Source organism: Pseudomonas sp. (assembly GCF_050739655.1).
Taxonomy (GTDB): domain Bacteria; phylum Pseudomonadota; class Gammaproteobacteria; order Pseudomonadales; family Pseudomonadaceae; genus Aquipseudomonas.
In genome coordinates this window covers 36610-61417 of sequence record NZ_JBOIBY010000252.1, presented here as the reverse complement: position 1 = coordinate 61417, position 24808 = coordinate 36610, and the positions used below count along the sequence as shown (strand labels likewise).

Genomic DNA, 24808 nt, shown 5'->3' with positions numbered 1-24808 from the left:
TCGCTGGCACCTACATGCGATGAGTTCGACTGCGTCGAACGGCGCTGCGCGCCAATCCCCGGATGAACACCTCCACTCAGCCTGCCGAGGGGGCGGGTGGATCAAGATCAAAAGCTGCAGGCGAGCTGACACTCGGCCTGTTGAGTGGTGAGAAGCAATGGGTGGGCGCATCAACTGTAGGAGCCTGGCTTGCCAGCGATGGCGTCCTCACTACCACCATCGCCAGCAAGCCGGCTCCTACGGATTTGTGACATGCCAAACCATCACCAAACACCCGCAACACTGTAGGAGCTGGCTTGCCAGCGAAGATCGTCAACGATGACGCGTCAATCCTGATGCCACCGTGGCACCTCGATGCCTCGGCGTGGGCGAGTCCATACAATTACAGGGGGATTACGGGTCATCGCCAAATGTGTAGGAGCTGTCGAGTGCAACGAGGCTGCGATCTTTTGATTCTTGAAAAGCAAGATCAAAGGATCGCAGCCTGCGGCAGCTCCTACAGAGTTGTGTGCGTTCCGAGATTACTCACCAAAGCCGACGATGGCTTTGGTTTCCAGATACTCCTCAAAACCGTACACACCAAACTCACGACCATTGCCGGATCGTTTGTAGCCACCAAATGGCGCCATTGGATTCCACGCAGGGTGGTTCAGCAGCACTTGTCCTGCGCGGATTCGCGAGGCTACAGCTCGTGCACGTTCAAGGCTCTGTGATTGAACATGAGCACTCAGCCCATACACCGTATCGTTGGCGATAGCGACTGCCTCATCGATCGTTTCATAGGCAATGATGCACAGCACCGGCCCAAAGATTTCTTCCTGGGCGATACGCATGGATGAATCGACCTCGGAGAAAACAGTCGGCCGAGCATAGAACCCCGTTTCATAGCCCGGTACGCGACCGGGGCCGCCGCAGACGAGTTTTGCCCCCTCGTTCAGGCCCGCCTCGATCATGGCTTGCACGCGCTTGTATTGGGCCTCGTTGGCAATCGGACCGAGTACCGTCTCTTCCGATTGTGGATCACCCACGATGATCGCATTGGCGGTCGCGGCAGCCAGTGCTTCGACCTCCGCCAGCCTGTTCCTGGGCACGATCATTCGGGTCGGGGCGCTGCACGATTGTCCGACGTTACGAAACGCAGTCATCACGCCCAGTGGCACGACTTTGGCGAAGTCGGCATCGGGCAGCAGCACGTTTGGCGACTTGCCCCCCAGTTCTTGAGTGACGCGTTTCACGGTATGGGCGGCCGCTTGTGCCACCAGCGCGCCCGCGCGGTTGGAGCCGGTGATCGAAATCATGTCGATATCGGCATGGGCAGCGATGGCTTCGCCGACATCGGGACCACTGCCATTCACCAGGTTGAAGACACCCGGTGGCAAGCCTGCATCGTGTACCAGTTGTGCGAAAAGCAGGGCGCTCAGCGGTGACAGTTCGCTTGGCTTGAGGACCACGGTGCATCCGGCCGCAATCGCCGGGGCGACCTTGGCGGTGATTTGATACAGCGGCCAATTCCATGGAGTGATGAGGCCGCAGACGCCGATGGGTTCGCGGGCAATCGCGGTGCCGGCTTCAACTGTCTGGAAGTCATAGGTGGACAGAAGATCACGGGCGACCCGAACGTGTTCGGCCGCCAAAGGCACCTGCATGGCCCGTGAGAAACTGATCGCCGCACCCATTTCCAGAGAGAGGGCCTGTGCAAGTTCCTCTTTGCGTTCAAGGATCAGGTCGTAGATCTTTCCAAGAAAATCCGCGCGCGATTCTGCGCGGGTGGCAGCCCATCCTGGAAACGCGGCACGGGCTGCAGCTACTGCCCGGTCAACATCCTCGGCAGTCCCCCGTGCGACCTCTGCCACAACGGCTTCACTGGCCGGATTGACCACCGGCAAACTTGCCGGGCTTGCCGGGGAAGACCAGCGACCGTTGATATAAAACTGGTGAGATGTTTGCGGATCAACGCGGTAGCTATTCGAAGATTGTGTCGTCATCCAATTAGCTCCTTGGAGCAGAAATAAGCGCTGCGAACAGCAGGGCAGAAGAGATTGCGAGTCAGGGCAGCGCTGTGGCGAAGAACACATCCCCAGGGCCCTGTCTTGTCAATAAACTAACAAAACGATCCAGGCAAAAGATGCCGTAGTTCAAGTTGCCAAGGGATAATCTGCTGTATATAGAAACTAAACGAGGCGCAGCACGGATATGACTTGTCAGGCAACCCGACCTTGTCGCGGTTGGTCAGCGCGGGGAGATTGCATACGTTGTGAATCGAACGGTCGACCTTGAGGCATTCTTAGGCATTCGACGGCATCCGATGATAAAAATGTAGTTACGCCAACGACTCAACGCTCTCTTGAGGTGTTGCCGCATGGTGAGAGACCACCCTACGGTTTTAAGCTCTTGAATACCTCGGAATGGGTTTCCCACAGAGTGTTGATACACAGAGCTTCATCCTCCTCGGTCACGGGGTTCAGTGAAAGTGGATCCAGCTTTCGTCTATCTACCAACGCAAGCAGCACAATTCCGTTTTTGTCCAAAAGCACGCGAGCCATACACTCACATATGGCTCGAGGTACTGCCTCTGAAGGGGGCATTATATCCGAGGCTTCAAGCTCCATTTCATATCGAACAGTACACTCCGGAATCAGCTCGGCCATTGCATGTGAGGCGAAGTGGAATGAAGTGAGATAGATTGCTATAAACGCAAAAAAATTGACAGAAGGATAATAATCTCGCGATTGCCTATTAGCGATTCGGTAACAAATGGACGTCGCGCGCTTACTTCTCGCCACCAACTTTGTATTGCATGTACGCAATTGGATAGTTTGCTGTTTATCATGACCCAGACCTCCCACTCACGCTTACAACAAGCATGGTTCCCTCGGAAGGACGTTTTTTGATCTGGATCAAACTGTACGACATGGAAAGTCAGCGAGGCCCCTGCCAGGTGACTGGCAGGGGCTTGCTTTAGACTACGTTGAACGGCTTGCAGAAGAATCGATATTCAAAGCTCGACGCTGTCACGATACTCCGGTACTGAAACCGACCATCCCAGTTCCAGAGCGATGCGACGCCGCAAAACATCCGAGGCATCAGGCTCCCCGTGTACGACAAAGGTATGTTTGGGAGGTCGTTTGAACCCATGTAGCCACTGCATGATTTCATCGGCATCAGCGTGTGCGGACAGCGTTTGCATGGGTACGACTTCAGCTCGGATAGGTACATCCTGGCCGTGAATACGCACCGTAGGCGCTCCTGCCACAATTTGCGCTCCACGTGTTCCGCCTGCCTGGAAGCCAGGCATGAGAAGTGTATTCATCGGATTGGGAGCCAGTGCCTTGAGGTGATGGACGACTCTTCCTCCTGTCGCCATACCGCTGGCAGCGATAATCACTGCAGGAGTACTTTGCTGATCAAGTTCTCTGGAATCCTCGACGGTACGTACGAATTGCGCCACATGGCACATGCCTTCGCACTCCTCCAGAGTTAGTCGGTGCTCTTTATGAAATTGCTGGTACAAACGCGTGACATCGGTGGCCATCGGGCTGTTGAGGTAAATGGGAACATCGGGAATCGCCCGTTTTCTCTTCAACTGATACAGGTGATACATCAACAGTTGGGCGCGACCAACCGCAAACGAGGGTACAAGGGTGATTCCTCGGCGCAGCGCGGTACGTGTGATGACTTCGGCTAACTGTTCCTGTGGCGACTCTACAGGATGCTGACGATTACCGTAGGTCGACTCCACCAGCAGATAATCCGCCTGCTCGACAGTTTCAGGAGCAAACATCAAAGGATCTTTGGGCCGCCCCAGATCCCCTGAGAACACCACAACCAGGCCGCCGACATCCACCTCGACTGTCGCGGCTCCCAGGATATGTCCGGCGCAACGAAGCTCAATAGTCACGTCCTGGACAATTTCGATCTTTTGATGCAACTCCATCGGCCGCAATAGTTTCAGTGCTTGCTCGGCGTCTTGCTCGGTGTAGAGCGGTAACGCGGGGTTGTGCTTGGAGTAGCCGTGTCGATTGGCGAACTCAGCTTCTTCTTCTTGCAAACGGCCACTGTCTAGCAGCAGAATTTTTGCGAGCTCGCAGGTCGCCGACGTGGCGTAAACCGGGCCACGATAACCATTGCGCACCAGTACCGGCAGATAACCGCTGTGATCGAGATGGGCATGGGTCAGCACAATGGCATCGAGGTCGCTGACCGGGATGTGGAACGGGTCGCGATTGTGTAATCGCAGCTGTTTGTAGCCCTGGAAGAGACCGCAGTCGATCAGTATGTGCCGGTTACTGTGCTCCAGCAGATACTTGCTGCCCGTGACTGTACCTGCGGCACCCAAAAAAGTGATTCGCATGGCCGTTTCCTTGAGTATTCTGAGGAGCGCTATTCATTGCTCCTTTTGACTCAAGACCAGTTGATTTTTATCAGGTACGCGCATCGACGATGCCACGCTCAGTCGGAAGGGGCAGTGGCTTGACGATCATCAAACCGCAGGGTGCACGATTGAGCACGCATTCGGCCGTATCGCCTATGAACCGGTCATGTCCATGGTGATAAACCGTGCCTAGCACCACGATGTCAAAGCTATTGTTTTTAGCGAAAAGTCCGATGATCTTGTGAGGGGTTCCCGTCAGTGAATGTCGATGCGGATGCTTAATGCAATAGCGCTCGGCAAGCGCATCGAAAGCCTCTTGCTGGGCATCTTCAATGGCAGCCCTCAAACTGTCATCGAGACTACCTGTCGGAACACTGATCGGCGCATCGCTCATCTGTGACCAACGGCTGACGTTAAGTACATGCAGCTCGGCCCCGAAACTTGTCGCCAGTGTCGATGCCAGATCGAGTATTCGGTCATTCAATCCCTCAGTCAGTTCTTCCAGGTGAGACAGATCGATTGCCGCAAGAATTTTCAAGGGTTTGGGATTTTTGCCACTGGTCACCAGGTGCAGGTGGGTTGGGCACTCGCGAAGCAACCGCCAATCCAGTGGCCGATGAAAGGCACGGTCAAGTGCTGGCACATAATGACTGTCCTTGATTACCAGGTCTGGACGAACTTCATTCACATACTGAAGCAGATTAGCGACGCTCGACCTGGCCCAGACCACCTCCGTGGTCACCTGCATTCCGATACATCGTTCGAACCGTGCCTGTTGCTCCAGCCAGTGCCGATGCATCTGCAGATATCCTTCCCGTGCCAGTGCCATTGCATCATGGTCAAGCAGGCCGGCCACTGCCAGCGCCGGGACATAATCGAACGCCACAATGTGCAGTGACGCACCGGTTGCACGCACCAGAGCCTTTGCACGTTCAAACGCCGGGGTCAGGCTCATTTCGCTAGGCGCTATCAATAGAATGCGTTTGAGTTTGAGCATGACATGCCTCCCTGAATCCACTTATCTGCCAGCCCGAAAGCCCATTTTCCCAACCCGCCGGGGCTGAAATACCCGTAGTTCGAGTATCTGGTGTTATTTGGCGCAAGTTATGATTTTTATCAATTGAATTAACAAGTCTCCCTCACGGCGAAACCTCCTGTTGATATACCTCAAAGACGTCTGCGTTCTGGGGCATTAAAAAGACTGGCCGGCAATCACGGATCGCCATGGCCCCAAACTTCACGGAGGGCGTCATCAGGTGCGAATCGAAGCGGCGTTGAATAGCCTGGAATGGCTCGAAGCCCCGACATTGCTGGAGATACGCCATGCTGACAGTCATGCTGATCAATGCCCTGGTGGTCATCGCTGCCGTGGTGATCCATTACGAATGTCTGTTACGTCTCAATGACTGGCTACCCCGGCTCAAGCTGTGGAGCCGCTTCAGAATCGTGCTTGGGGTATTTGGCGCTCTGCTGGCTCATGCCACAGAGGTCTGGTGTTTTGCTTTGGTCTACTACTTGATGGTGCACTCCGGCAGATGGGGCAGTCTGACGGGCAACTTCGATGGTTCGTTGATGGACTGTGTTTACTTTTCCTTTACGACATACACGACAATTGGCTTCGGTGATATCTCACCGGTGGGCAACCTCAAATATTTGACCGGGCTGCAAGCCCTTACCGGGCTGGTCCTCATCACGTGGACCGCATCCTTTTTGTTTCTGGAAATGCAGAAATACTGGAAGCGAAAATGAGCTTTCCACGTTCATCATTTGCAGCCGTTTAGCTGCGTATGGATTCCATCTAAACGGCCAGAACACAGCAAGGCACCTGATACAGAATATGTTCGGTCGTGCTGCCCAGAAGTTTGTCCACCCGATGGGACTGGACTCGGCCCATCACGATCACATCCATATGGTGGTCATTGGCGAACTTACTCAAAGCTGTGACCGGATTTCCCTCAATGAAATGTCGACGATTGGAGGGTACTGCGAACTGGCTTGCCAACTTCAGAAAAGACCTTTCAAGGTCACAACGAAGCGCCATGGTAAGGTCAGCGAGCGTCAGGCCGCCCATGTCCGCCAGAAAAGCGGCCGAGATATCGCATGCGTATAACAAATGCAATTGCGCGTTGCACTGCATGGCAAGACTGCAAGCCTGCTTGATAATCCGCTCGTTCAGCTCATTGTCGACTGACTCACTGGCAGACACTTCAACCGCGGCAACCACTTTACGTGGCAATACAAAGCCGCTCCCTCCCACCAGAAACACTGGTATCGGACAGTGGCGCAGCAGGTGCCAGTCCAAAGGTGTGAAGAAGGCTCGATTGAGTACTGATTCGTACTGTATCTGCTTGATCAACAGGTCAGGTTGCAGCTCCGTGACGTGATCGAGGATGTCCTGCTTCATGTCGTCGGCCCAGACAACCTCAACAGTGACCTCGATCCTTCTGTCACGCAGATTTCCAGCCTGAACCTCGAGCCAGTCGCGATGGTCTTGCAGATAGCGCTTGCGAGCCAGCTCGCGATCACCTTCTTCAAGCAGCCTCAACCATTTGAATGAGGGAACCAGCGCGGCGATATGCAAACTCGCGCCGCTGGCCTTGGCCAGTGCTGCTGCATGGGTTAAGGCCGAGGAATGGCGCAGGGTCGGATCGACGATCAACAACAGACGTTGATACTGACTCATGGCGGGCCTCCATTCAGGCGAAAAATACAATGCGAGCCGCTGATCGATTGGACGCCAATTGACGCGCAACCATTGAGCAGTGCGTGCGGCTTGATAGGTCGATTCTGCGAGCGGCTTGCCCTTGCGACTTGATCTACATCAACAACGGGAACCGCGGCTGATGCTCAATGAAGAGGCGCGCGTTTGCACTCATCAGCAGTCGCATCGAGGACAACGGGCCAGAGGAAATCATCACGTCATCGGGTAGCTTTGCGAAAAACATCGAAATGGAACATTCACTGAACAGGCGGACCTTCGATGTATCAAAACCTGGCGATAATTGCCGCTTTTCTCCTGATCTACAGCCTGTTTGCGGGGCGTTTCGAGTCACGCCTGCTCAATGGTCCGCTTATGTTCATGCTTGCGGGCCTGCTTCTCGGCCCATCGTTTCTGGGCATTCTGCAACCCCGGATCGACAGAGAAGGGCTCAGGATCCTGGCTGAACTGACTTTGGCGATTGTGCTGTTCAGCGATGCGGCGAATGCCGATTTGAAGGTGTTACGGGCGCACGAAGGCTTGCCACTGAGATTGTTGATGATAGGGCTCCCGTTGACCATCCTCGGCGGCTGGCTGATCGGCATCTGGTTGTTGCCACAGATCCCGCGATTGGAACTGGCTATTCTGGCAACGCTTCTGGCCCCCACCGACGCAGCGCTGGGCAAGGCTGTGGTGAGCAACCTGAAGGTTCCCGCGCCGGTGCGAGAGGGCCTGAATGTCGAGAGCGGGCTGAATGACGGCATCTGCGTTCCGGTGTTGCTGATGCTCCTGGCACTGCTGGTGGAAGAGCAAACTCAGTCTCCCTTGTCACTGTCACTGGAACTGGTTCTCGAAGAGTTGGGCATTGGTGCATTGGTGGGTATGGTCCTGACGTACATCGCCTGGCTGTTGCAACGCTACTCAGGAAGACATCGTTGGCAAACGCCCATGTGGTCACAGTTGACCCTGCCCGGTCTCGCGATCCTTTGCTTCGCTGCAGCGCAAGCACTCGGCGCCAGCGGCTTTATCGCTGCGTTCACCGGCGGGTTGCTTGCAAGCCACTTGTTCAGCGAACAAAAGCACCATTTGCTCGAGGCTGGCGAAGAAATTGCCAGCCTGTTATCGGTCATTACCTGGGTTGTATTCGGCGCAATGGTGATTCCTTGGGCCTGGAGCAGTCTCACCCTGAGCATTTGGCTGTACGCAGTGCTCAGTCTTAGCGCAATTCGCATACTGCCCGTGTTGATCAGCCTGACGGGGACAGGCTTCAATTTTGAAACCCGCCTTTTCATCGGTTGGTTCGGCCCGCGAGGACTGGCCAGTATTGTCTTCGCCGTCATGATCCTGGACTACCCTATAAGCGCCAGTCGTACGCTGGTGGCTACGGCGGTCTGTACGGTCTTACTCAGCGTGGTACTCCATGGCCTGAGTGCCAACCCATGGACTGCACGGCTGGCCAGTCGTAATCATTGACAATTGTCAGTTGGACCGCTCGTTACTAAGGTTAGCGTGGTGACCAGCTGAGCAATGCAAGCTGACATTGAGCAAATCAGGGAGTGTGCGATGGCCGAAGCGAGCAAGAAAATGAGTCTCATGGGACTGACGACTCTGGTGACGGTGAACATGATGGGGTCAGGCATCATCCTGTTGCCGACGAGCATGGCCCAACTTGGCGCCGTATCGTTGCTGTCATGGATTGTGACCGCTATCGGTTCCATGGCGATCGCTTATTGTTTTTCCCAGTGTGGAATCTTCTGCCCGCGACCGGGAGGATTGTCTGCCTACACCGAAGAGGCGCACGCCAAATCCGGATTTTTCCTTTGTTCGTACCTGTACTTTCTTTCTCTGGCGATTGCCAATGTGGCCGTCGCGATCTCCGCAGTGGGCTACATGACGGCTTTCCTGCCTTGGCTGGGCAGTGGCGCCGTGCCGCTGTTCGTCGGTACGGTCAGCCTGCTCTGGTTGACTACCGTGGCTAACTTTGGTGGTCCGGGCATCACCGGCAGGATCGGCGCAATAACCGTCTGGGGTGTCATTATTCCGGTCGCCGGCTTGAGCATCATCGGCTGGTTCTGGTTCAAACCCGACGTCTTCGTAGCCGCCTGGAACCCGAACAACTTGCCCATCCAGGACGCCATCAGCAAGGCTATTCCCTTGACCCTGTGGGCGTTTCTCGGCATGGAATCGGCGGCTCAGGCTTCCGATGCCGTGGAAAATCCCAAACACACCGTACCGTTGGCCTGTTTGCTCGGTACGCTGGGCGCTGCCGTTGTCTATGTGCTGTCCACCACAGTCATTCAGGGCATCATTCCCAATATGGAGCTGGCCAACGCCTCGGCTCCCTTCGCACTCGTCTACGCGCAAATGTTCAATCCGGTCGTTGGTAACATCATCATGGTGCTGGCTGTGGTGGCCTGCATCGGCTCACTGTTGGGCTGGCAGTTCACCTTGGCGCAGACGGCGAAAATGACCGCTGACCAGCGTATGTTTCCATCACTCTTCAGCAAGGTCAGTACACGGGGCGCCCCCATTGTCGGCATGATTGTCTGCGCGGTGCTGCAGAGTCTGATGGCACTGTCGACCATTTCGCCCAATGCCAGCACCCAATTTGCAAAACTCGTCAGCCTGGCAGCAGTGACCAACCTGATCCCTTACGTGACGGCTGCCACCGGTCTGCTGGTGATGATGTACAAAGCCCATGTCAGTGCTGGCGTATACGTACGCAACACGACGTTACTGCTGATCGCTGTGTCGTATTCCCTATACGCGCTCTTTGCTTGCGGAAGGGATGCCGTTTTCGGCGGTGCCATCGTCCTTGCGTTCGGTTTTCTGCTTTACGGCTTCCTCGCCAAACGTTTTGTCCAAGAGGACCCTGCGTAAATGACAGAACCGATAACGCGTAGCAGTCACTTCAGAGTTGCAAAAGCAGCTGAATCCGGGGCATCAGGATATGAACATCAAAACCGGCAACACCACTTATCTACTGCTTGCCAGCCTTTTGATGCTGGCGCCGCCACTCGCCATTGCAAACACCCTTGAACGCGTGCAGGCGAGCAATACCTTTACCCTCGGCTACTTGCCGGGCTTTGCGCCCTTCAGTACCCAGTCGGGCGATAAGGCCAGTGGTTATGCCATTGATCTATGTTTGAAAGTCGCCGAGAAACTTAAGGTCCAGTTGAATCTGCCAGCGTTGCAGGTGCGCTACCTGCCCGTGGAAATCGCTGGGGAGATGGATGCCGTGAGCTCGGGCAAAATCGACATACTGTGTACACCGACACCACCCACGCTGGTGCGACGCAAGTCCGTCAGTTACTCGGTGCCGGTCTACACGGCAGGACTTTCGTCGGTCGTACGACAGGATGCACCTGCCGGGTTGCTCAATGTGCTCAATGGCAAGGTCGCCCATACCGGGCCGACCTGGCGTGCGACAATCAACGGTGGGCTGGCCAACGCAACCTTCGCCACCACTGCCGGTGGAGTCACCGAATCATGGATTCGTCAGCAGATGCAATCACTGGGGATAGTGTCCAGGCTGGTCACGGTAGATAGTACCGAGGCAGGCCTGAAACTGGTGGCTGACGGCAAAGCCGATGTGTTCTTTGCTGAGCGCATGCTATTGAGCAACCTCCTCAGCACCCATGACGCTGCAGACAACCTGACATTACTCGACCGTATATTCGAATACGCGCCCACTGCGATGGCGCTTGATCGTGACGACGAAAATTTCCGCTTACTTGTCGATACCGCACTAAGCGAGATGTACCGTTCAGGGGAAATAGAGCTGGCTTACAACAAATACCTGGGAGGTATCAGCGTCACAGCCAGAAAGTTGTTCAAGGTCTACGCGATCCCATGAGGAACAAAGAGCTTATCCACTGAATGCGAGGAACGGCGCCAAATTCAATCTGCCTGGCTGGATCAGGACGTGCTTACCATTCATCGGCATCACTGAGAACGGCCTTGTTGGCAGGTCTGTCGCCGTGAGCACGCCCTATACTGAATGCACGTTTGCCAAAGGCACATTCGTAAGGACAGATTGGAAATGTCGGAATCCCGTGCCAATCAAGCTCACTACCTCAAAGCGGCATGTTCCAATTGCAGCGTTCTGGAGTTGTGCTTGCCGATTGGCCTGACAGATCTGGAAATCGAGCGGCTGGACACGCTGATCGTGCAACGATTGAAGGTCCGTAAAGGCGCAGCGCTCTATCGTGCAGGCGATCCGTTGCGTTCGCTGTATGCCGTACGCATCGGCTCCTTCAAAACCAGCGTGCTTTCAGTCGATGGTCGCGAGCAAGTCACGGGGTTCCAGATCCCCGGGGAAATGCTCGGTCTGGACGCCATCAGCACCGATCAACATGCGTGTAATGCGATTGCCCTGGAAGACAGCGAGGTCTGCCCCATCCATTTCACGCAACTGGAAAAACTCGCCCGGGAACTGCCTTCGTTGCAGCACAATCTGAACAAGATTCTCAGCCGGGAAATTGTTCGCGATCACGATATGTTGATGATGCTGGGCAATATGAACTCGGATGAACGCCTTGCGGCGTTTCTGCTGAATTTGTCTCAGCGATTGAATACACGCGGTTATTCGTCCACCAGCTTCGTGTTGAAAATGCGCCGGGAGGAAATCGGCTCTTATCTGGGCCTGCGACTGGAAACCATCTGTCGAGGCATCGCTCACCTGCGTGACCAGCGACTGGTGGAAATCAGCGGCCGCGACGTCACCATCCTGAACATGGACGGGCTCAAGCAACTGATCGCGGGCTGCCATCGCCACCTCAGTTGACACTCAGTGCGTCCACCACCGCCAAGGTCGTGTTCACTCCCGAACACGCTGCCCGACCGCCAGAATGCTGCCCGGCACCGTATACAGTGCGCGCTCTGTATTGCTGCCGATCAGCCGGTCGAGGCCCACTCGGTGTAAGGTGCCCATCACAACGACATCGGCCAGATATTGCTCGACGAACTCACTGATGACCGGCACCGGCAGCCCCATGACGAAATGCCGTCGCTCCGATGGCACGCCGTAGCGCTGCGCCAATGTAATGAACGCCTGATGCAAGGACTGGCGCAGTTCCTCGCTGACGTCCACCCCCCAACCGCCTCCAGCCAGTGGCGCGTCACTGTTGAACGCGGGCGATAAGTCATAGGCGTACAACAGGTGCAGCGGCGCATCGCATTGCAGGGCCAGGGCGTTAGCGGTCTGAATGATGGTGTCGTTCAACCCGCTGATTTGTGTCGACGGATCGAACGGGTCCACTGCCGCCACAATCCGATGCGGCAAGCTGTAACGGACATGGTTGACCAAATGCACGGGGATCGTGCACTCACGTAGCAAGTGACAATCAAGCGGGGTAATGAATACCCGTTTGAGTACGGGTTCAAGGGTGACATCCTTGATCAGCAGATCGGGTTGCAGGTCTTCAATCGTCTTCAGAATTTCCAGCAGAGGATGAGTGGTAAACACGGCTTTGACCGTCACCTCCAGCCCCAGGTCTCTGAGCCGGTCAAGCTCTTCGGCCTCCCAGCGGCGATAGCGGCGCAAATAGCGCTGATGCTCTGTGTCGTCGACTTTTTCCTGCCACAAATGAACCACCGGCGTCGGCTCGATAAACGCTCGGACGTCCAGCACGGCCCCGGCTGCCTTGGCCAGGGCAACAGCGCGCATCAGGGCAGGGGACTGTTGCAGGGTTTGGTCGGCGACCAGCAGAAAACGTTGATATTGACTCATCACGCACCTCCGTTCTGACCGAGGTATCACGTACAGGCATGTCTCAAGACTGCGCTCCAATACTGCGCGCCGTTTGATTTACATCAAGCGCACCTCAATCATCGCCACCGGCACAGACGCCTGATCCAGATCAGATTCAAGTCCAGGTAACGGCGTAGAAAAGGAGTCAGACGCAGTTTTTTTACTGCGCGCCTACCTTCCAACCGCGCTGGAGGAACACCCCATGCTCACCGTCAAAGATCACAATGATCGGGCTGCGGCCCCCTATGCCAAGGTCGAGGGTCAATATTGGATCGAATCGCTGCGGGACGGCCGCCACGTGCTGATCCGACCGCTGACAGAAAAGGATCGCGACCGTGAATACGCCTTCATCAAAAAGCTGTCTCCAGAGTCTCGACACATGCGCTTTCTCGCGCAGATCAGCGAACCAAGTGCTGCGATGCTCAATCAATTGATGGATACCGACGATAGCTTGCGCCTGGCCTATGTCGCTCTGGCCCATGACAACGGCCAACTGGTCGAAATCGGTGTTAGCCGCTATTCGGCGACCGGCGAATATAGCTGCGAGTGCGCTGTCACCGTCGCCGATGAATGGACTCAATTGGGATTGGGCACATTACTGATGGGGCATTTGATCAAGGCTGCACGTAAAAATGGCTTTCACCAGATGTATTCGGTGGACGCCTCCAGCAATGCACCGATGCGTGACCTGGCCAAGGCACTGGGCTTTGAGACGCACAATGACCCTGACGACAGTCGCCAGGTCATCCATCGCCTATACCTGTAGGAAATCGCCCCGCGATGTTCAGCCATAGATACATCGCGGGGTGAGCCAGCTTTCAGCATTGAAGCGATTGTCCTGGCTTGATCGCCAGCACACTGCACGGCGCCCGATGCAGGAGTTGCTCGGCCGTGGTTCCCAATAGTTTACTCAAGCCCTTGTGCTGCACCGTGCCCATGACGATGACATCGGTGCCGTATTGCGAGACGAATTCGCAAATACTCGGCACTGGGGCACCTTCAATGAAGTGACGACATTCCACAGGTACGCCGTGGCGCTCAGCAATGGCTGCGAAAGCTTCCTGCTGAGCCGCTCCCAACATTTCATAGACCCCGCTTGCCAGCGGCAACGCGGCAAAGCCCATGTCCTGCGCATAGACCGCCGTCCAGTCATACACATGCAGCAACTCAAGGCTTGCATCACAGAGCGCAGCCAGTTTCGCTGCGGCATCGATAATCTGATCATTGAATACGCGGTCCTGGTCCTCATCGCGCAACACATCAATGATGGCAAGCAGGCTGCGTGGCCGGGGATGCAGCGGGGTGGTCACCAGATGCACCGGCACAGGGCAGTCGCGCAGCAGTTGCCAATCCAGCGGCGCAAAAAACACGCGCTTGAAGGTCGACTCCTCATGGGCGTCCTTGATGATCAGTGTCAGCGGCATTTCGTTGATGAAGTGCAGGATCTCCTCATACGGATGTTGTACCCACACCACCTCGCTGGTGACCTCGACGCCGTGCTTGCTCATCAATCCGGCCTGCTCTGCGAGCCATTGGCGATGGGTTTGCAGATAACCGTCCCGAGCCAGACTGAACTGTTGCGGGTCGAAAAGCCCCGCCACCGCCAGAGCCTGTGAATAGTCGAACGCTACGATATGCAAGGGCAATTGCATCGCAAGGGCTATTGCAGCGGCCCGATCGAATGCGGGTGTCCGGGTCATGGCTGAAGGAGCGATCAGGAGTAACCGTTGAGTCTGCAACATGGGGCACCTCGGCACATGGGCGTTTCAGACCGGTTGGTCAATCACAGATTGATTGTTCCCCGTTGCGACCATTTGATTTTTATCAGTGATGTCCCTCATGACACCCACATGCCTGCCCACATCGCCAGAGTCAGCAACGCCTGCCCCGGAATCACGAAGGCGGCAAACCGTCGCCCGCCGCTGACCCAGGCCACCACTCCTTTGGTGACCGAATTACTGCTGATCCCGATGAGCAGCGGGCCAACAATGGCATCGAACGGCAATATGCCCAACCGCGCCCACTGCCATCAACAATACGGTCAGACTGCAAATGGTGCGCAGGTTGATCGCCGCGTAGGGGCCGATAAAGCGATCCGGCGCCAAAGGCAGCACCACCAGCGCAGCCGTCAGCAGGATCAGGCCGTCACCCAATTCCGCATCGGTCAGTTGGCTGCGGGCAAAGTAGTGAAGCTTTTCCCGATAGGTCAGCAAGCCCGCCATCACTACGGCGACGGCAATCGCCAGTTCGGGGTTCGAGCCACACAACGCCCCCAGTACCAACACCATGAATAACGCCACTTCACTGGTCACGCCAGGGTCTTCACTCAAGCTTCGCCAGTACGCCACGGTGACCAGTATCCCCACGACCATGGCTACGATACCCACGAGCAGGCTGCCACCGACCTGCATGGATACATACCCCAACAATGAAGATATCGCGAACGTGCGCAAACCGGCACAAGCGCGTGCCTCGTCCTGTCCTTTGTGCCGTTCGCGCTCAAGACCGATGAGCATGCCAACCCCCAAGGCAGCGGCTGCACCTGTCAAATCAATGGCTTCATTCATCAGGTTGTCATCTGCTTGAGCCCCCCGGCGCCTGGCCTACATCACTTCTCCAAACGGTCGGCGTAACCCCATTTGCCATTAGGGTAGGCCGCTTGATTGTCAGGTGTTGGTCTTGTGTCGTTTGCCGGGGCAACGCGACCTGGCCAGACATGTGGCGCATCGATACGTGCCTTGAGTTGGCCAACAAAAGCCTGTGCCTCTCCCAGACTGTTGAAGTTCACTTCCAGGGCATCCATGCACACGACCCAGCAATGGCTTACCGGTTTCTGCGTGATATCAATGATCATAGGGACCTCCGTACTGCTTCGAGTATCAGCGCGCACAACGTAATCCAAAGTTTTGCACGAGCCCACAGACTGCGCCGGGGAGCCGGACGGAAGATTGATAATGGTCAATAAATTCGTCACTGGACGAAGCGAGACAACCGCGTGGGGCAACACCATCTTTTCCCCTCTCTTTGACAAAGATCAAACCCGATGCCCTGAACAGCGGCAGGCTAAGTGCAAGATTTCACGACCCACTATCGCCACAGCATCAGGTGCTGGCGAATGCACGACTACCTACCGGAGATTTGTCATGTCTGATCAATCACGTTTCATGCTGGTCGTATCGTCGTTGATGGAAAATAGCCCCGCCTTCGACCGGGCCGCCGCGTTGGCCAAGGCTGCAGGCGCTGCCCTGCACATTGTGGCGTTCGATTATCTTGAAGGGCTGGCGACTGCTGGAATGGTCAACGAACAGGCGCGGGAGCAGATGCGTGTGGGCTATGTCGAGCGCCATCGTCAGTGGCTCGAAGACCAGGCTCGCCCCTTGCGCAAGATCGGTGTGCACGTGACCACTGAAGTCGTCTGGGTTGAGAGGCCCTTGCAGGAAATCCTCATTCATCTCAAAGAACAGCCGATGGCCGTATTGATCAAGGCCCTGGAGCATGAATCGCTGCTGTCACGCCTGATGTTTACGCCACTGGATATCCACCTGCTGCGCGAATGCCCGGTGCCCCTGCATTTTGTCAGTCATCTGCACAATGTCTTGCCGCGCAAGATTGTCGCCGCAGTCGATCCTTTCCATTGCGATAACCAATACGAAGGCTTCAACGACCGGATTTTGCGCGAGGCCAGCAAACTGGCGAGCATCTGTGATGCACAACTGGACGTGATCTACGCCCATGATCTTTCGAGCATCAGCGCGGATGAATTCGGTTTCAGCAATGGCTCGGCGTTTTTCTCCACGGTAAAAGCCAAGACCCTTTACGACGCGCAAGCTGATGCATTTCGCGAACTTTGTGTACGCAACGGTATTACGCCGGAGCGCCAGCACATGATCATGGGCAATCCGGCCAAGGTGCTTTCCAGCTATGCGCAAGCCTATGACATCGATGTGATTGTCATGGGGCGCGTCGGACATCGCGGCCTGGAGCGGTTGGTAGGCAGTACGGTGGAACATCTGTTGTACAAGTTGCCGTGTAGCGTCTGGGTGGTCTCACCAGAAGTCATATAGATCATGAATTCAATTTTGCCGTTTTATGAGCGACCAATCTCCAGAGTGGAGCGCAGTCCTGTAGGTAATCGATTTTCCCGTCTGACCCACCCGCCCAGGTGCGCTGCAATGGGCTTGGCGATGCTCAACCCCAAACCAGCGTTGGTCATTGCCCGTACGCAGGTTGTCTTCAGGCTGCGTTAAGGCTGGGCAGTCAGGGTACACGCCAGCGGACTGAAAAGTCGCAGTCCGCACTGCCCCTCAAGAGGTCCACCATGGCTGGAAAATCCACACCCCATCGTTACGCAAGACTGTCGATTACCCTGCATTGGTTGATGCTGGCGCTGTTTGTAGGCGTGTATGGCTGCATCGAACTCAAAGGCCTGCTGCCCCGCGGCGGTCATTTGAGAAGCCTGTTTCTGGGCCTGCATGGGGTATTCGGGGTGAGCATTTTTGTCCTGGTCTGGGTCCGGCTATTAGCCCGGCTCACCCCTCGGCCGCCCATCACGCCGACACCGCCCGCCTGGCAGACCGGTCTCTCGCACCTGATGCATCTGGCGTTGTATGTATTGATGATCGCCACCCCGGCCTTGGGCTGGCTGATGCTATCGGCTGCTGGCAAGCCAATGCCGTATTTCGATTTCTCCCTACCGTTGCCGATGGCTGTCGATACGGACATGGTCAAACAATTCAAGCACTGGCACAGACTGCTCGGCAGTGCCGGTTACTGGCTGATCGGCATGCATGCGGCGGCAGGCCTGTTCCATCACTACTATGTGAGGGATAACACGTTGCGCCGGATGCTACCCAGACGTTGATTCCTGGTGACGCCGGGCGCTATCGCCGCACAGGTTAAGGCGCTGGAAAATGGAAGCACTGATGCAGTTGGCGTAGAAGCTTATGGTTGTTGATTCGTAGGCTCGTGTGCAGCCGCCCTTGCTTGAAACATTGGCGAAACATAGCCGCCGTATGATCAGCGCCAACCAAATTGGAAGGGCCAACAATGAATCGTCCATCAAGAAGCGTGCGCAAGTTACTTGACTCCGTCGCCAGCAACAATGAGGCCGCGGCGCTGGATGTGATGCGGGCAACCGAGCAACTAAAGGACGAGGTGTTACGTCAACGACTGCTCAACCTGATTCATCGGCTCAACCAGGACGCCACCGACTTGCGCATCGCGCGGGACGAGATTCAGGGTGGTGCGATCAAACTCGCTTAAGCCTACGCACGTAATGTAGGAGCGTCGACCGGCTGCTCCTACAATTCGCCGCAGCTTCAATACGACCCCGTCGATCAGCAATCAAACTAACGCCCACTTTCACGGATCATGTCGAATGTTCTGTCAGAAGAGGGCGCGCAAGTCCCAGCAAGTTGCCTGTCCTTCCTTTGCGAGGCCATAGGCGCCACAATTCGGCGCTTGAGTTTGACTTCGGCCTTAACGATCAAGATGGAGTAGGGCATGTCGCTGGTTGAGTTGTTCTTGTTGGGGATACCGGCGGTCTTGCTGACCGGGATATCGAAGGGTGGTTTCGGTGGCGCGCTGGGTGGTATTGCCGTGCCGCTACTTGCACTGAATATGCCGCCCACTCAGGCCGCGGCGATCATGCTGCCGATCCTTTGTATTGCCGATATCACTGGCCTGCGCCGTTTCCGTGGTAAGTGGGACAAGGGCAATCTCAAGATCATGCTTCCAGGCGCCCTGATAGGTGTGTTGATTGGTGCACTTTCGTTCGGCGCTTTAAGTGAACGCCTGATCGCACTCATGATGGGTGCCATTGCGATCATATTTTTCTGCCTGAACGTGTGGGCTGCCCGGCACACCCTGGCGCCCGCGCAACCCCATGTTGGCAAGGGAACCTTTTATTCCGGATTGGCGGGCTTTACCAGCTTTGTCGCCCACGCAGGCGGGCCGCCGCTGATGATGTATTTGCTTCCTCAACAAATGGACAAAGTGCGGTACGTGGCGACGACCAACGTATTTTTCCTGTTAACCAATGCAATCAAGTTAGTGCCCTATGCGCTGCTGGGTCAGTTCTCCACGACCAATCTGGGTGCCAGCCTTGCACTGGCTCCCATAGTCATACCCGGTGTCTGGTTGGGGATCTGGCTGCAAAGTCGCGTGAATCAGAAATGGTTTTATCGCATTGCCTGGTTTGGACTTCTTGTCACCGGGGTTCAGTTGGTGATGCGCAATTTATAGATGTAATTTCTGGATGAAATCGCACGGGAGTACCGAAACAGCCCCACTTCATTGCGTTAATCCAGTTACGACCCATCATCTGTTGCTTATTCGTTTAAGTCTTTTTAATTGCGTTCAGTGACTATCGCTTTCAACAATTTGCAATATACTCTTAGCCAACTATCAAAAAGGGATCGGTCATGTCCAAACTCGCAGAATTCCGCCAGCTCGAAAAACACTTGGCCGAGCAGCTTCAAGCACTCGAAGCACTCAAGGGTGATGCTGGTCTCAAGCAGGAAATTGAATTCGAAACCAAGTTGCGCGCTTTGCTGGCAGAGTACGGTTACAGCCTGCCGAAGGTGATCAACCTGCTGGATCCACACGCGGGTCGTCGTGCTCCAGCCGCTGAATCCAAAGTGGGAACTCGCAAGCCTCGCCAGGTCAAGGTCTACAAAAACCCGCACACCGGCGAAGTTGTCGAAACCAAAGGCGGTAACCACAAGACGTTGAAAGAGTGGAAAGCTGAGCACGGTTCAGCGACTGTGGAATCCTGGCTGGCCAAGTAAGTTGGTTTGAATACACGCTAGTGACACAGCAAAAAACGCCCCGACTTGTTCGGGGCGTTTTTTTTGTGCTGATTTTTGCGGATAACGGCCGCCCAATTGCCCATCACCCTTGCCTGGTAGAAAAAATCGCCGGCATCTGAAGATGCTTGTAAATCGCGAGGGATCTGAGCCCAAAGGTGAACATCGAGGCAATGCTGCCGGCGATCCAGACTGACGGGAACAGATCGCGCAACAGCACATAGAGGGTGCAACCCAGCAAGATCGGCGTGGCGTAGATCTCGCGCGACATCAGTAACGAAACTCGACCAGCCAGCACATCACGGGCGATGCCGCCGCCAATGCTGGTCAGCACCCCCATCATCACGGCCAAAGGCGCCGCGAGGTGCAACGCCAGCACCTTCTCGGTAGCTGCCAGGCCGAACAGCGCGGCCGCCAGACCATCCAGATAAAGCAACAGCTGATAACGTTGTTGCAGTCTCTGTGTCAGAAAGAACGCCAGCAGTGCTGCGAACAAGGCGGCCCAAATGTAGTTGAAGTCGGCAATCCAGAATATTGGAAGTTCAAGTAGCAGGTCTCTGATGGTGCCCCCGCCAATCGCCGTGATGATGCCGAGTACGACTGCGCCAAACAAATCGACGTCAGGCTTTTTTATCGCCAATACACCGGTAATTGAAAAGATGGCAGTGCCCAGCATTTCATGGAAGTACAGCATGCGTGGTTCCTTACTCAGGTAACGAGGTACCTGAGGGATGTCGAGGATTTGAGGCAACGATAGCTGAACGTTCAACGGCAGGCTTTGAATAAAGCCTGTGGGGGGGCCGCCAGGAAAGGCGTGATGTGAAAACCTTGGCCTTCCAGGTGCGTGAAACACTGAAAAGCCAAGGTCTGGAACAGGTATCAGCCGACCGACTTCAACGGAATCGGTCCCTGGAGACGATCCAGCATGGTCGCGCAGTACCAGTCATCGAACTGGCATACGCCGGTCTCGGCCGTTTCGGAGTAAGGTCCTGGCTCGTAGGACGGCGAAGTCACACCACGTTGAGTGCCCTCCACCAGCGTACGGTCCTGATCGTTGGTGGCGATCCAGACCTTGGTCAGCCGATCGATATCGTAATCAACGCCTTCTACCGCATCTTTGTTCACCAGCCATTTGGTGGTGACCATGGTTTCCGTTGCGCTGATTGGCAGGACGCGGAAGCTCAGGGCGTGATCGCCCAGGAAGTGGTTCCAGGTCGACGGGTAGTTGAAGTACAGCAGGGCGCCGATATCGGATTCACCGGATTTGTCCAGACGGCTGGTGACCGCAGGTTTACCGTCCATGGTGTAGCTGACCGCGCCTTTGGACAGCGGAATGCGAGTCATGCGGAATTGGCCGTTAATGTCCATCACCAGGCGGCTTGGCAAGCCGGCTTTTTCGCACTTGTTCCAGTAGGCGGAAAGTTCGGGATCGTCGTCACCACTGGTGCCGCCGACGGAAAGGTTGTCCACGAACGATTGCAGCAGTTCAGGGTGCGAACCGTCGCAGTGGTAGCACTCGCGGTTATTCTCGAAGACCAGCTTCCAGTTGCCACGCTCGATGATGCTCGACTCGAAGGCCACTTTGCAGTCGTCGAGATTGTGCGGGGCAATGAACGGCGCAACAGCTGTGCGGAAGGGTTCGAAATCCGGTGCCTTGGTCGCCACGCACACGTAAATGTAGGTGTGGACGATCTCGCAGTGCACGGTTTTCAGGTTGTATTGGCTCTTGTCGAAATCCTGGCCCATGTTGCCGGCAAACAGCAAGTTGCCATCCAGTTCGTAAGTCCATTTGTGATAAGGGCAAACCATCTTGGCCATTTTGCCGTGATCGGCTTCGCACACTTTCGCGCCACGGTGACGGCAGGCGTTATGGAAAGCGCGTACCTGGCCATCCTTGCCGCGAACGACGGCGACCGGGTAATCACCCACTTGAAGGGTGAAGTATTGGCCGGGTTTTTCGAGTTCAAAGGTGTGACCGGCGAAAATCCAGTCGCGGTGCCAGATCTGTTCCAGATCCTGGCGAAAGGCGCCTTCACTGCTGTACAGCGCCCCTGGGAGAGAATGCCAGGGTTTACGTTGGGCAATCAGGTTATACACGGTTTGTTTGTTATCCATCTTATCCTCCCAGGATATATACCTTGAGCGGTCACCTTTGAACGTGACTTATATTGTTTTTAACTAACCAAGTTGATGCGCGACTGAATCAAATACGGGTGACAATGAGCGCAGCCTATATCGGCTGCGCCGGGCCTCACAAACGACATTTCAGGGGTGCAATCCATGATTTGAGGTTATCGATTTGGTTCGAGAACTAACCCACGGAATCAAATATCGGCGCCAGGGCGGTAATGGCGGACGCTGATTGATCAAGCTGAGTAATCGCCTTTTTCACCGCCTGACTTCTGTTCTGACCGAGGCCGACAGCGAACAGCTCATATTTTTGATCCAGTTCCTCGACGGTCAGCGCTGTATGCGGGTCGCCCTTGGCAGCGGTGATCGGGCTTGTGATCACGGTGCCGTTTTTCAGGGTAATGGTCAGGCGCGAGAGGATTTCGTCGGGGAATCGCGCCGAGATATCGGCGGCTTCGACGACTTCGATCCGCACACTCATCGACAGGATGTCTTGGGCGTTAATGGCTGCACCTGTGACTTCGTCTGGACCTACCTTGCCCCTGACGATCAGCGCCGCGAGTGGAAAGGCGAGTGCGTATTGGGCTTCATCGGCATTCGATGGGGTATGGCCTTGCAGGCACATCGACTCGTAGAAGGTTTCCACGCGGATGGTTTCGATCGCCTGCGCGTTGAGTTCAGGGTGCTCTTGCTGTAGCGCCAGCATGGCGGTCAGCGCCGGTTGCGCCCAGCGGCAGACGGGCCAGGGTTTGAAGTACTGGCTGTCGATCTCCCAGCGCTTGCCGATGTCGGTCCAGTGCGCAGCGACGGTGGGATCCTCCACGGTTTCCGCCGGTGCGCCGGTCATGCCTTCCTTCGCCATCAACAGCGCATTGAGGCCTACAAAGGCGCCCGAACCATGGGCGTCGCGCAGCATTGTCGGAGCCTGGACCACGCGCATCATCGGGCAACGGGCGCTGAAGTATTCGGCGATGCCCAGGGCATGGCGGAACGTCTGTTCATCGAAGCCGAGTAAGCGGGCTCCGGCGCACACCACGCCCATGGCGGAAAAACCACCGGAGGCGTGATAGGTCGCAGAAGTGGCCATCAGCGCTACGCCGGCGCGCAGGCCGGTCTCGTAGCCGATGCACAGTGCGGTGAGGAATTCATGGCCGCTGATGTCTTTGCCCTGGGCGTGAAGGGCATCGGCGAGGGTCAATAGCGCGGGAACCACCGTGGCGCCTGCATGGCCCTTGGACAGGAAATGGCCTTCGTGGGCGTCCAGGCTGTCGGCGGAAAATCCACCGGCCCAGGCCGCGCCCAATACGTTGACCCGCTGGCCATCGAAAACCAGTCGACTGGTGTAGGTCCCGTCCGGGTAGTGCAGCTTGGCGAAGCGCCGCATCAGTTGGCTGGTGTCGTTGGACACCGCACCGGCCATGACCCCGACGATATCGAGCAGGCTGTTTTTCAGGATTTGCTGGGTCTTGAGCGGGGCGTCGAAGAAATCAAAGTCGCGGCAGAATTGGAACAGTGACATTCAATCATTCCTTCCTGTGATTTGGCCCGCTCAACAATGAGCTACAGGAAGGGATGGCTCTAGCGACTTTTTGGTAGGGCAATTGATAACTAAATTTGATGGAAATGCAGCAGACCTACAATCAACTCAAAACCTGTGGGAGCTAGCCTGCTAGCGATGACGGCGGCATATTCGACATCTTATTTGAATGTGAAGGCCCTATCGCTAGCAGGCTAGCTCCCACAGGTACAGCTATCGACACTAGCGGCGGGGGAACTTGGACAGAATCCACTCCCGAAACCGACGCAGTTCATCTTCATTGTCGGCATTCTCCCGACAGCTCAGGTAATGCCAGCTATTACGCAACTGCACTTCCTGCTCAATCGGACGCACGAGCAAACCTTGCTCCACCAGCCGTGTCACCAGGTGATTCCAGCCCAGCGCAACCCCTTGGTGAGTCAAAACCATACTGATCAGCAGGTTGTAGTCATTGGCATTGAAAATCGCTGGACTGCTGGCGGGACGGTCGTCGATGTCGATGGACTGGAACGCCAGCCACACGCCCCAATCGACATGCTCGGCGACCTGGGAACGGCCATAAGGGCTCAGGTTCAACAGCGCCGAATCGCGCACGCCCTCGATGGTCGAAATCTCCGGATGCTGCTTGAGGTACTCCGGCGAACAGACCGGATAGATGACGTCCTGGCACAGCGGATAACTTCTATAGCCGTCGCGGATGCGCGAGATTTTGGTGATGAAGATGTCGGGCTGAACGCCGGGCTCCATGGTCAGAAAATTCTGGGTGGTGATCAGGTTAAATTCGATGTCCTGACTTTGTGCGACGAATTCAGGCAAGTGGCTCGAGAGCCAGAGTGCGGAAAAAGCAGGGGAGCAGCAGACGGTAAGCACCTTCTTTTGCGTCTGGCTGCTGCGAATCCGTTCAGCCGCTTGCGCAATGTTCACGAAGGACAATTGCGCGGCATCGAAAAACAGCGCGCCGGCGGGAGTGAGTTCAACGGCGCGACCAACCCGCGTAAACAACTGGGCGCCCAGGTAGCTCTCGAGCTCACGGATCTGCCGACTGATCGCGGCCTGGGAAACGCACAAGGCCTCGGCCGCGCGGGTGAAACTTTCGTACTTGGCCGCGGCCACGAACGCCTTTACAGCTCTCAAGGACGGCATCTTCAGCAGGATCGTGTCCGGATCGACATGCTTGGACATTACTACGTTCTCCTAACGGTACAGCTCCCCAGCGAAGCGCGGGGAGGGTAACGGAACCGAGATGCTGCGGCTACGTTGGCGTCGTTGCAGGGCCAAGGACAGTCGCTCTTGAGCGGTAGCGGCGGTGCTGCAAATGGATGCTTTGGACCTATAACCCGACGTTATCAAAATGTCCCTGTAAATGTAGTTGGATTTAGAAAGGGGATGCTAATAAATTTGAAACATCCCCTCTTTCCTGGGTTTCAAAAATAATAAAAGGAAGACCGTCGTGAAACTACGCAATTACTACCGCTGCCGTTTAAGAACAATTTCGCTCGTTTGCATCTCGCTT

General features: G+C 55.8%; 22 protein-coding genes and 1 pseudogene. 11 read left to right on the top strand and 12 right to left on the bottom strand.

The genetic code is table 11. From position 1 onward, the window contains the following. Positions 1-521: 521 nt before the first annotated feature. The 3 genes from ACRESJ_RS12520 to ACRESJ_RS12510 all read right to left on the bottom strand — a co-directional run bounded on the left by ACRESJ_RS12520 (position 522) and on the right by ACRESJ_RS12510 (position 5369). The gene (locus tag ACRESJ_RS12520) at positions 522-1985 is read right to left on the bottom strand and encodes an aldehyde dehydrogenase family protein (RefSeq protein WP_431758172.1); all 1464 of its coding nucleotides are present in this window, start codon (positions 1983-1985) and stop codon (positions 522-524) included. 1010 nt (positions 1986-2995) lie between these two features. Beyond that, on the bottom strand, positions 2996-4351 hold the full coding sequence (locus ACRESJ_RS12515; protein WP_431758171.1) for an MBL fold metallo-hydrolase RNA specificity domain-containing protein: 1356 nt from the start codon (positions 4349-4351) through the stop codon (positions 2996-2998). A 70-nt stretch (positions 4352-4421) separates the two neighbouring features. After that, the gene (locus ACRESJ_RS12510) at positions 4422-5369 is read right to left on the bottom strand and encodes a universal stress protein (RefSeq protein WP_431758170.1); all 948 of its coding nucleotides are present in this window, start codon (positions 5367-5369) and stop codon (positions 4422-4424) included. Between the two features lie 326 nt (positions 5370-5695). On the opposite strand from ACRESJ_RS12510, the gene ACRESJ_RS12505 reads away from it, so the two are divergent. Next, positions 5696-6121 carry a potassium channel family protein gene (locus tag ACRESJ_RS12505; protein WP_431758169.1) on the top strand — a complete coding sequence of 142 codons (426 nt, stop codon included), beginning with the start codon at positions 5696-5698 and terminating at the stop codon, positions 6119-6121. A 49-nt stretch (positions 6122-6170) separates the two neighbouring features. On the opposite strand, the gene ACRESJ_RS12500 is transcribed toward ACRESJ_RS12505, so the two are convergent. After that, on the bottom strand, positions 6171-7055 hold the full coding sequence (locus ACRESJ_RS12500; RefSeq protein WP_431758168.1) for a universal stress protein: 885 nt from the start codon (positions 7053-7055) through the stop codon (positions 6171-6173). 297 nt (positions 7056-7352) lie between these two features. Here ACRESJ_RS12500 and ACRESJ_RS12495 point away from each other — a divergent pair, with 297 nt between their 5' ends. The 4 genes from ACRESJ_RS12495 (at position 7353) to fnr (ending at position 11856) form a co-directional block, all read left to right on the top strand. Continuing rightward, complete coding sequence (locus ACRESJ_RS12495; RefSeq protein WP_431758167.1) at positions 7353-8543, top strand: cation:proton antiporter; 1191 nt, start codon at positions 7353-7355, stop codon at positions 8541-8543. A 90-nt stretch (positions 8544-8633) separates the two neighbouring features. Beyond that, positions 8634-9950 carry a putrescine-ornithine antiporter gene (potE, locus tag ACRESJ_RS12490; RefSeq protein ID WP_431758166.1) on the top strand — a complete coding sequence of 439 codons (1317 nt, stop codon included), beginning with the start codon at positions 8634-8636 and terminating at the stop codon, positions 9948-9950. A gap of 70 nt (positions 9951-10020) precedes the next feature. Then, entirely contained in the window at positions 10021-10926 is a 906-nt protein-coding gene (locus ACRESJ_RS12485; RefSeq protein ID WP_431758165.1) for an amino acid ABC transporter substrate-binding protein, read from the top strand. Between the two features lie 186 nt (positions 10927-11112). Continuing rightward, positions 11113-11856, top strand: a complete 744-nt coding sequence (fnr, locus tag ACRESJ_RS12480; protein WP_431758164.1) for a fumarate/nitrate reduction transcriptional regulator Fnr — start codon at positions 11113-11115, stop codon at positions 11854-11856. 33 nt (positions 11857-11889) lie between these two features. Here the strand turns inward: fnr and ACRESJ_RS12475 are convergent, their stop codons facing one another. Further along, positions 11890-12801: a universal stress protein gene (locus ACRESJ_RS12475; protein ID WP_431758163.1), complete on the bottom strand. Its 912-nt coding sequence runs from the start codon at positions 12799-12801 to the stop codon at positions 11890-11892. A 223-nt stretch (positions 12802-13024) separates the two neighbouring features. Between ACRESJ_RS12475 and ACRESJ_RS12470 the strand changes: the two genes are divergently transcribed. Beyond that, on the top strand, positions 13025-13588 hold the full coding sequence (locus ACRESJ_RS12470) for an N-acetyltransferase family protein (RefSeq protein ID WP_431758162.1): 564 nt from the start codon (positions 13025-13027) through the stop codon (positions 13586-13588). A gap of 52 nt (positions 13589-13640) precedes the next feature. Here ACRESJ_RS12470 and ACRESJ_RS12465 read toward each other — a convergent pair whose 3' ends face one another. The 3 genes and pseudogenes from ACRESJ_RS12465 to ACRESJ_RS12455 all read right to left on the bottom strand — a co-directional run bounded on the left by ACRESJ_RS12465 (position 13641) and on the right by ACRESJ_RS12455 (position 15676). Next, positions 13641-14564 (bottom strand): universal stress protein, encoded by a 924-nt coding sequence (locus tag ACRESJ_RS12465; RefSeq protein ID WP_431758161.1) that lies wholly within the window; start codon positions 14562-14564, stop codon positions 13641-13643. Between the two features lie 252 nt (positions 14565-14816). Continuing rightward, positions 14817-15389 (bottom strand): annotated as a pseudogene (locus tag ACRESJ_RS12460) (MgtC/SapB family protein); the annotation flags it as partial. Between the two features lie 41 nt (positions 15390-15430). Then, on the bottom strand, positions 15431-15676 hold the full coding sequence (locus tag ACRESJ_RS12455) for a hypothetical protein (protein WP_431758160.1): 246 nt from the start codon (positions 15674-15676) through the stop codon (positions 15431-15433). 289 nt (positions 15677-15965) lie between these two features. Between ACRESJ_RS12455 and ACRESJ_RS12450 the strand changes: the two genes are divergently transcribed. From ACRESJ_RS12450 to ACRESJ_RS12430, 5 genes are all read left to right on the top strand, one after another. Further along, positions 15966-16886, top strand: coding sequence for a universal stress protein (locus tag ACRESJ_RS12450; RefSeq protein ID WP_431758159.1), 921 nt, complete (start codon positions 15966-15968; stop codon positions 16884-16886). A gap of 254 nt (positions 16887-17140) precedes the next feature. Next, on the top strand, positions 17141-17683 hold the full coding sequence (locus ACRESJ_RS12445) for a cytochrome b (protein ID WP_431758158.1): 543 nt from the start codon (positions 17141-17143) through the stop codon (positions 17681-17683). Between the two features lie 185 nt (positions 17684-17868). After that, positions 17869-18084 carry a hypothetical protein gene (locus ACRESJ_RS12440; RefSeq protein WP_431758157.1) on the top strand — a complete coding sequence of 72 codons (216 nt, stop codon included), beginning with the start codon at positions 17869-17871 and terminating at the stop codon, positions 18082-18084. 240 nt (positions 18085-18324) lie between these two features. After that, complete coding sequence (locus ACRESJ_RS12435) at positions 18325-19065, top strand: sulfite exporter TauE/SafE family protein (RefSeq protein ID WP_431758156.1); 741 nt, start codon at positions 18325-18327, stop codon at positions 19063-19065. Between the two features lie 179 nt (positions 19066-19244). Further along, complete coding sequence (locus tag ACRESJ_RS12430; protein WP_431758155.1) at positions 19245-19610, top strand: histone-like nucleoid-structuring protein, MvaT/MvaU family; 366 nt, start codon at positions 19245-19247, stop codon at positions 19608-19610. A gap of 103 nt (positions 19611-19713) precedes the next feature. Here ACRESJ_RS12430 and ACRESJ_RS12425 read toward each other — a convergent pair whose 3' ends face one another. From ACRESJ_RS12425 to ACRESJ_RS12410, 4 genes are all read right to left on the bottom strand, one after another. Further along, positions 19714-20322 (bottom strand): trimeric intracellular cation channel family protein, encoded by a 609-nt coding sequence (locus ACRESJ_RS12425; RefSeq protein WP_431758154.1) that lies wholly within the window; start codon positions 20320-20322, stop codon positions 19714-19716. Between the two features lie 185 nt (positions 20323-20507). Next, a complete protein-coding gene (locus tag ACRESJ_RS12420) occupies positions 20508-21743 on the bottom strand; it encodes an aromatic ring-hydroxylating oxygenase subunit alpha (RefSeq protein WP_431758153.1) in 1236 nt (411 codons plus the stop codon). A gap of 196 nt (positions 21744-21939) precedes the next feature. Continuing rightward, a complete protein-coding gene (locus ACRESJ_RS12415) occupies positions 21940-23277 on the bottom strand; it encodes an MmgE/PrpD family protein (RefSeq protein WP_431758152.1) in 1338 nt (445 codons plus the stop codon). A 240-nt stretch (positions 23278-23517) separates the two neighbouring features. Next, a complete protein-coding gene (locus ACRESJ_RS12410; RefSeq protein ID WP_431758151.1) occupies positions 23518-24477 on the bottom strand; it encodes a LysR family transcriptional regulator in 960 nt (319 codons plus the stop codon). Between the last annotated feature and the right edge of the window lie 331 nt (positions 24478-24808).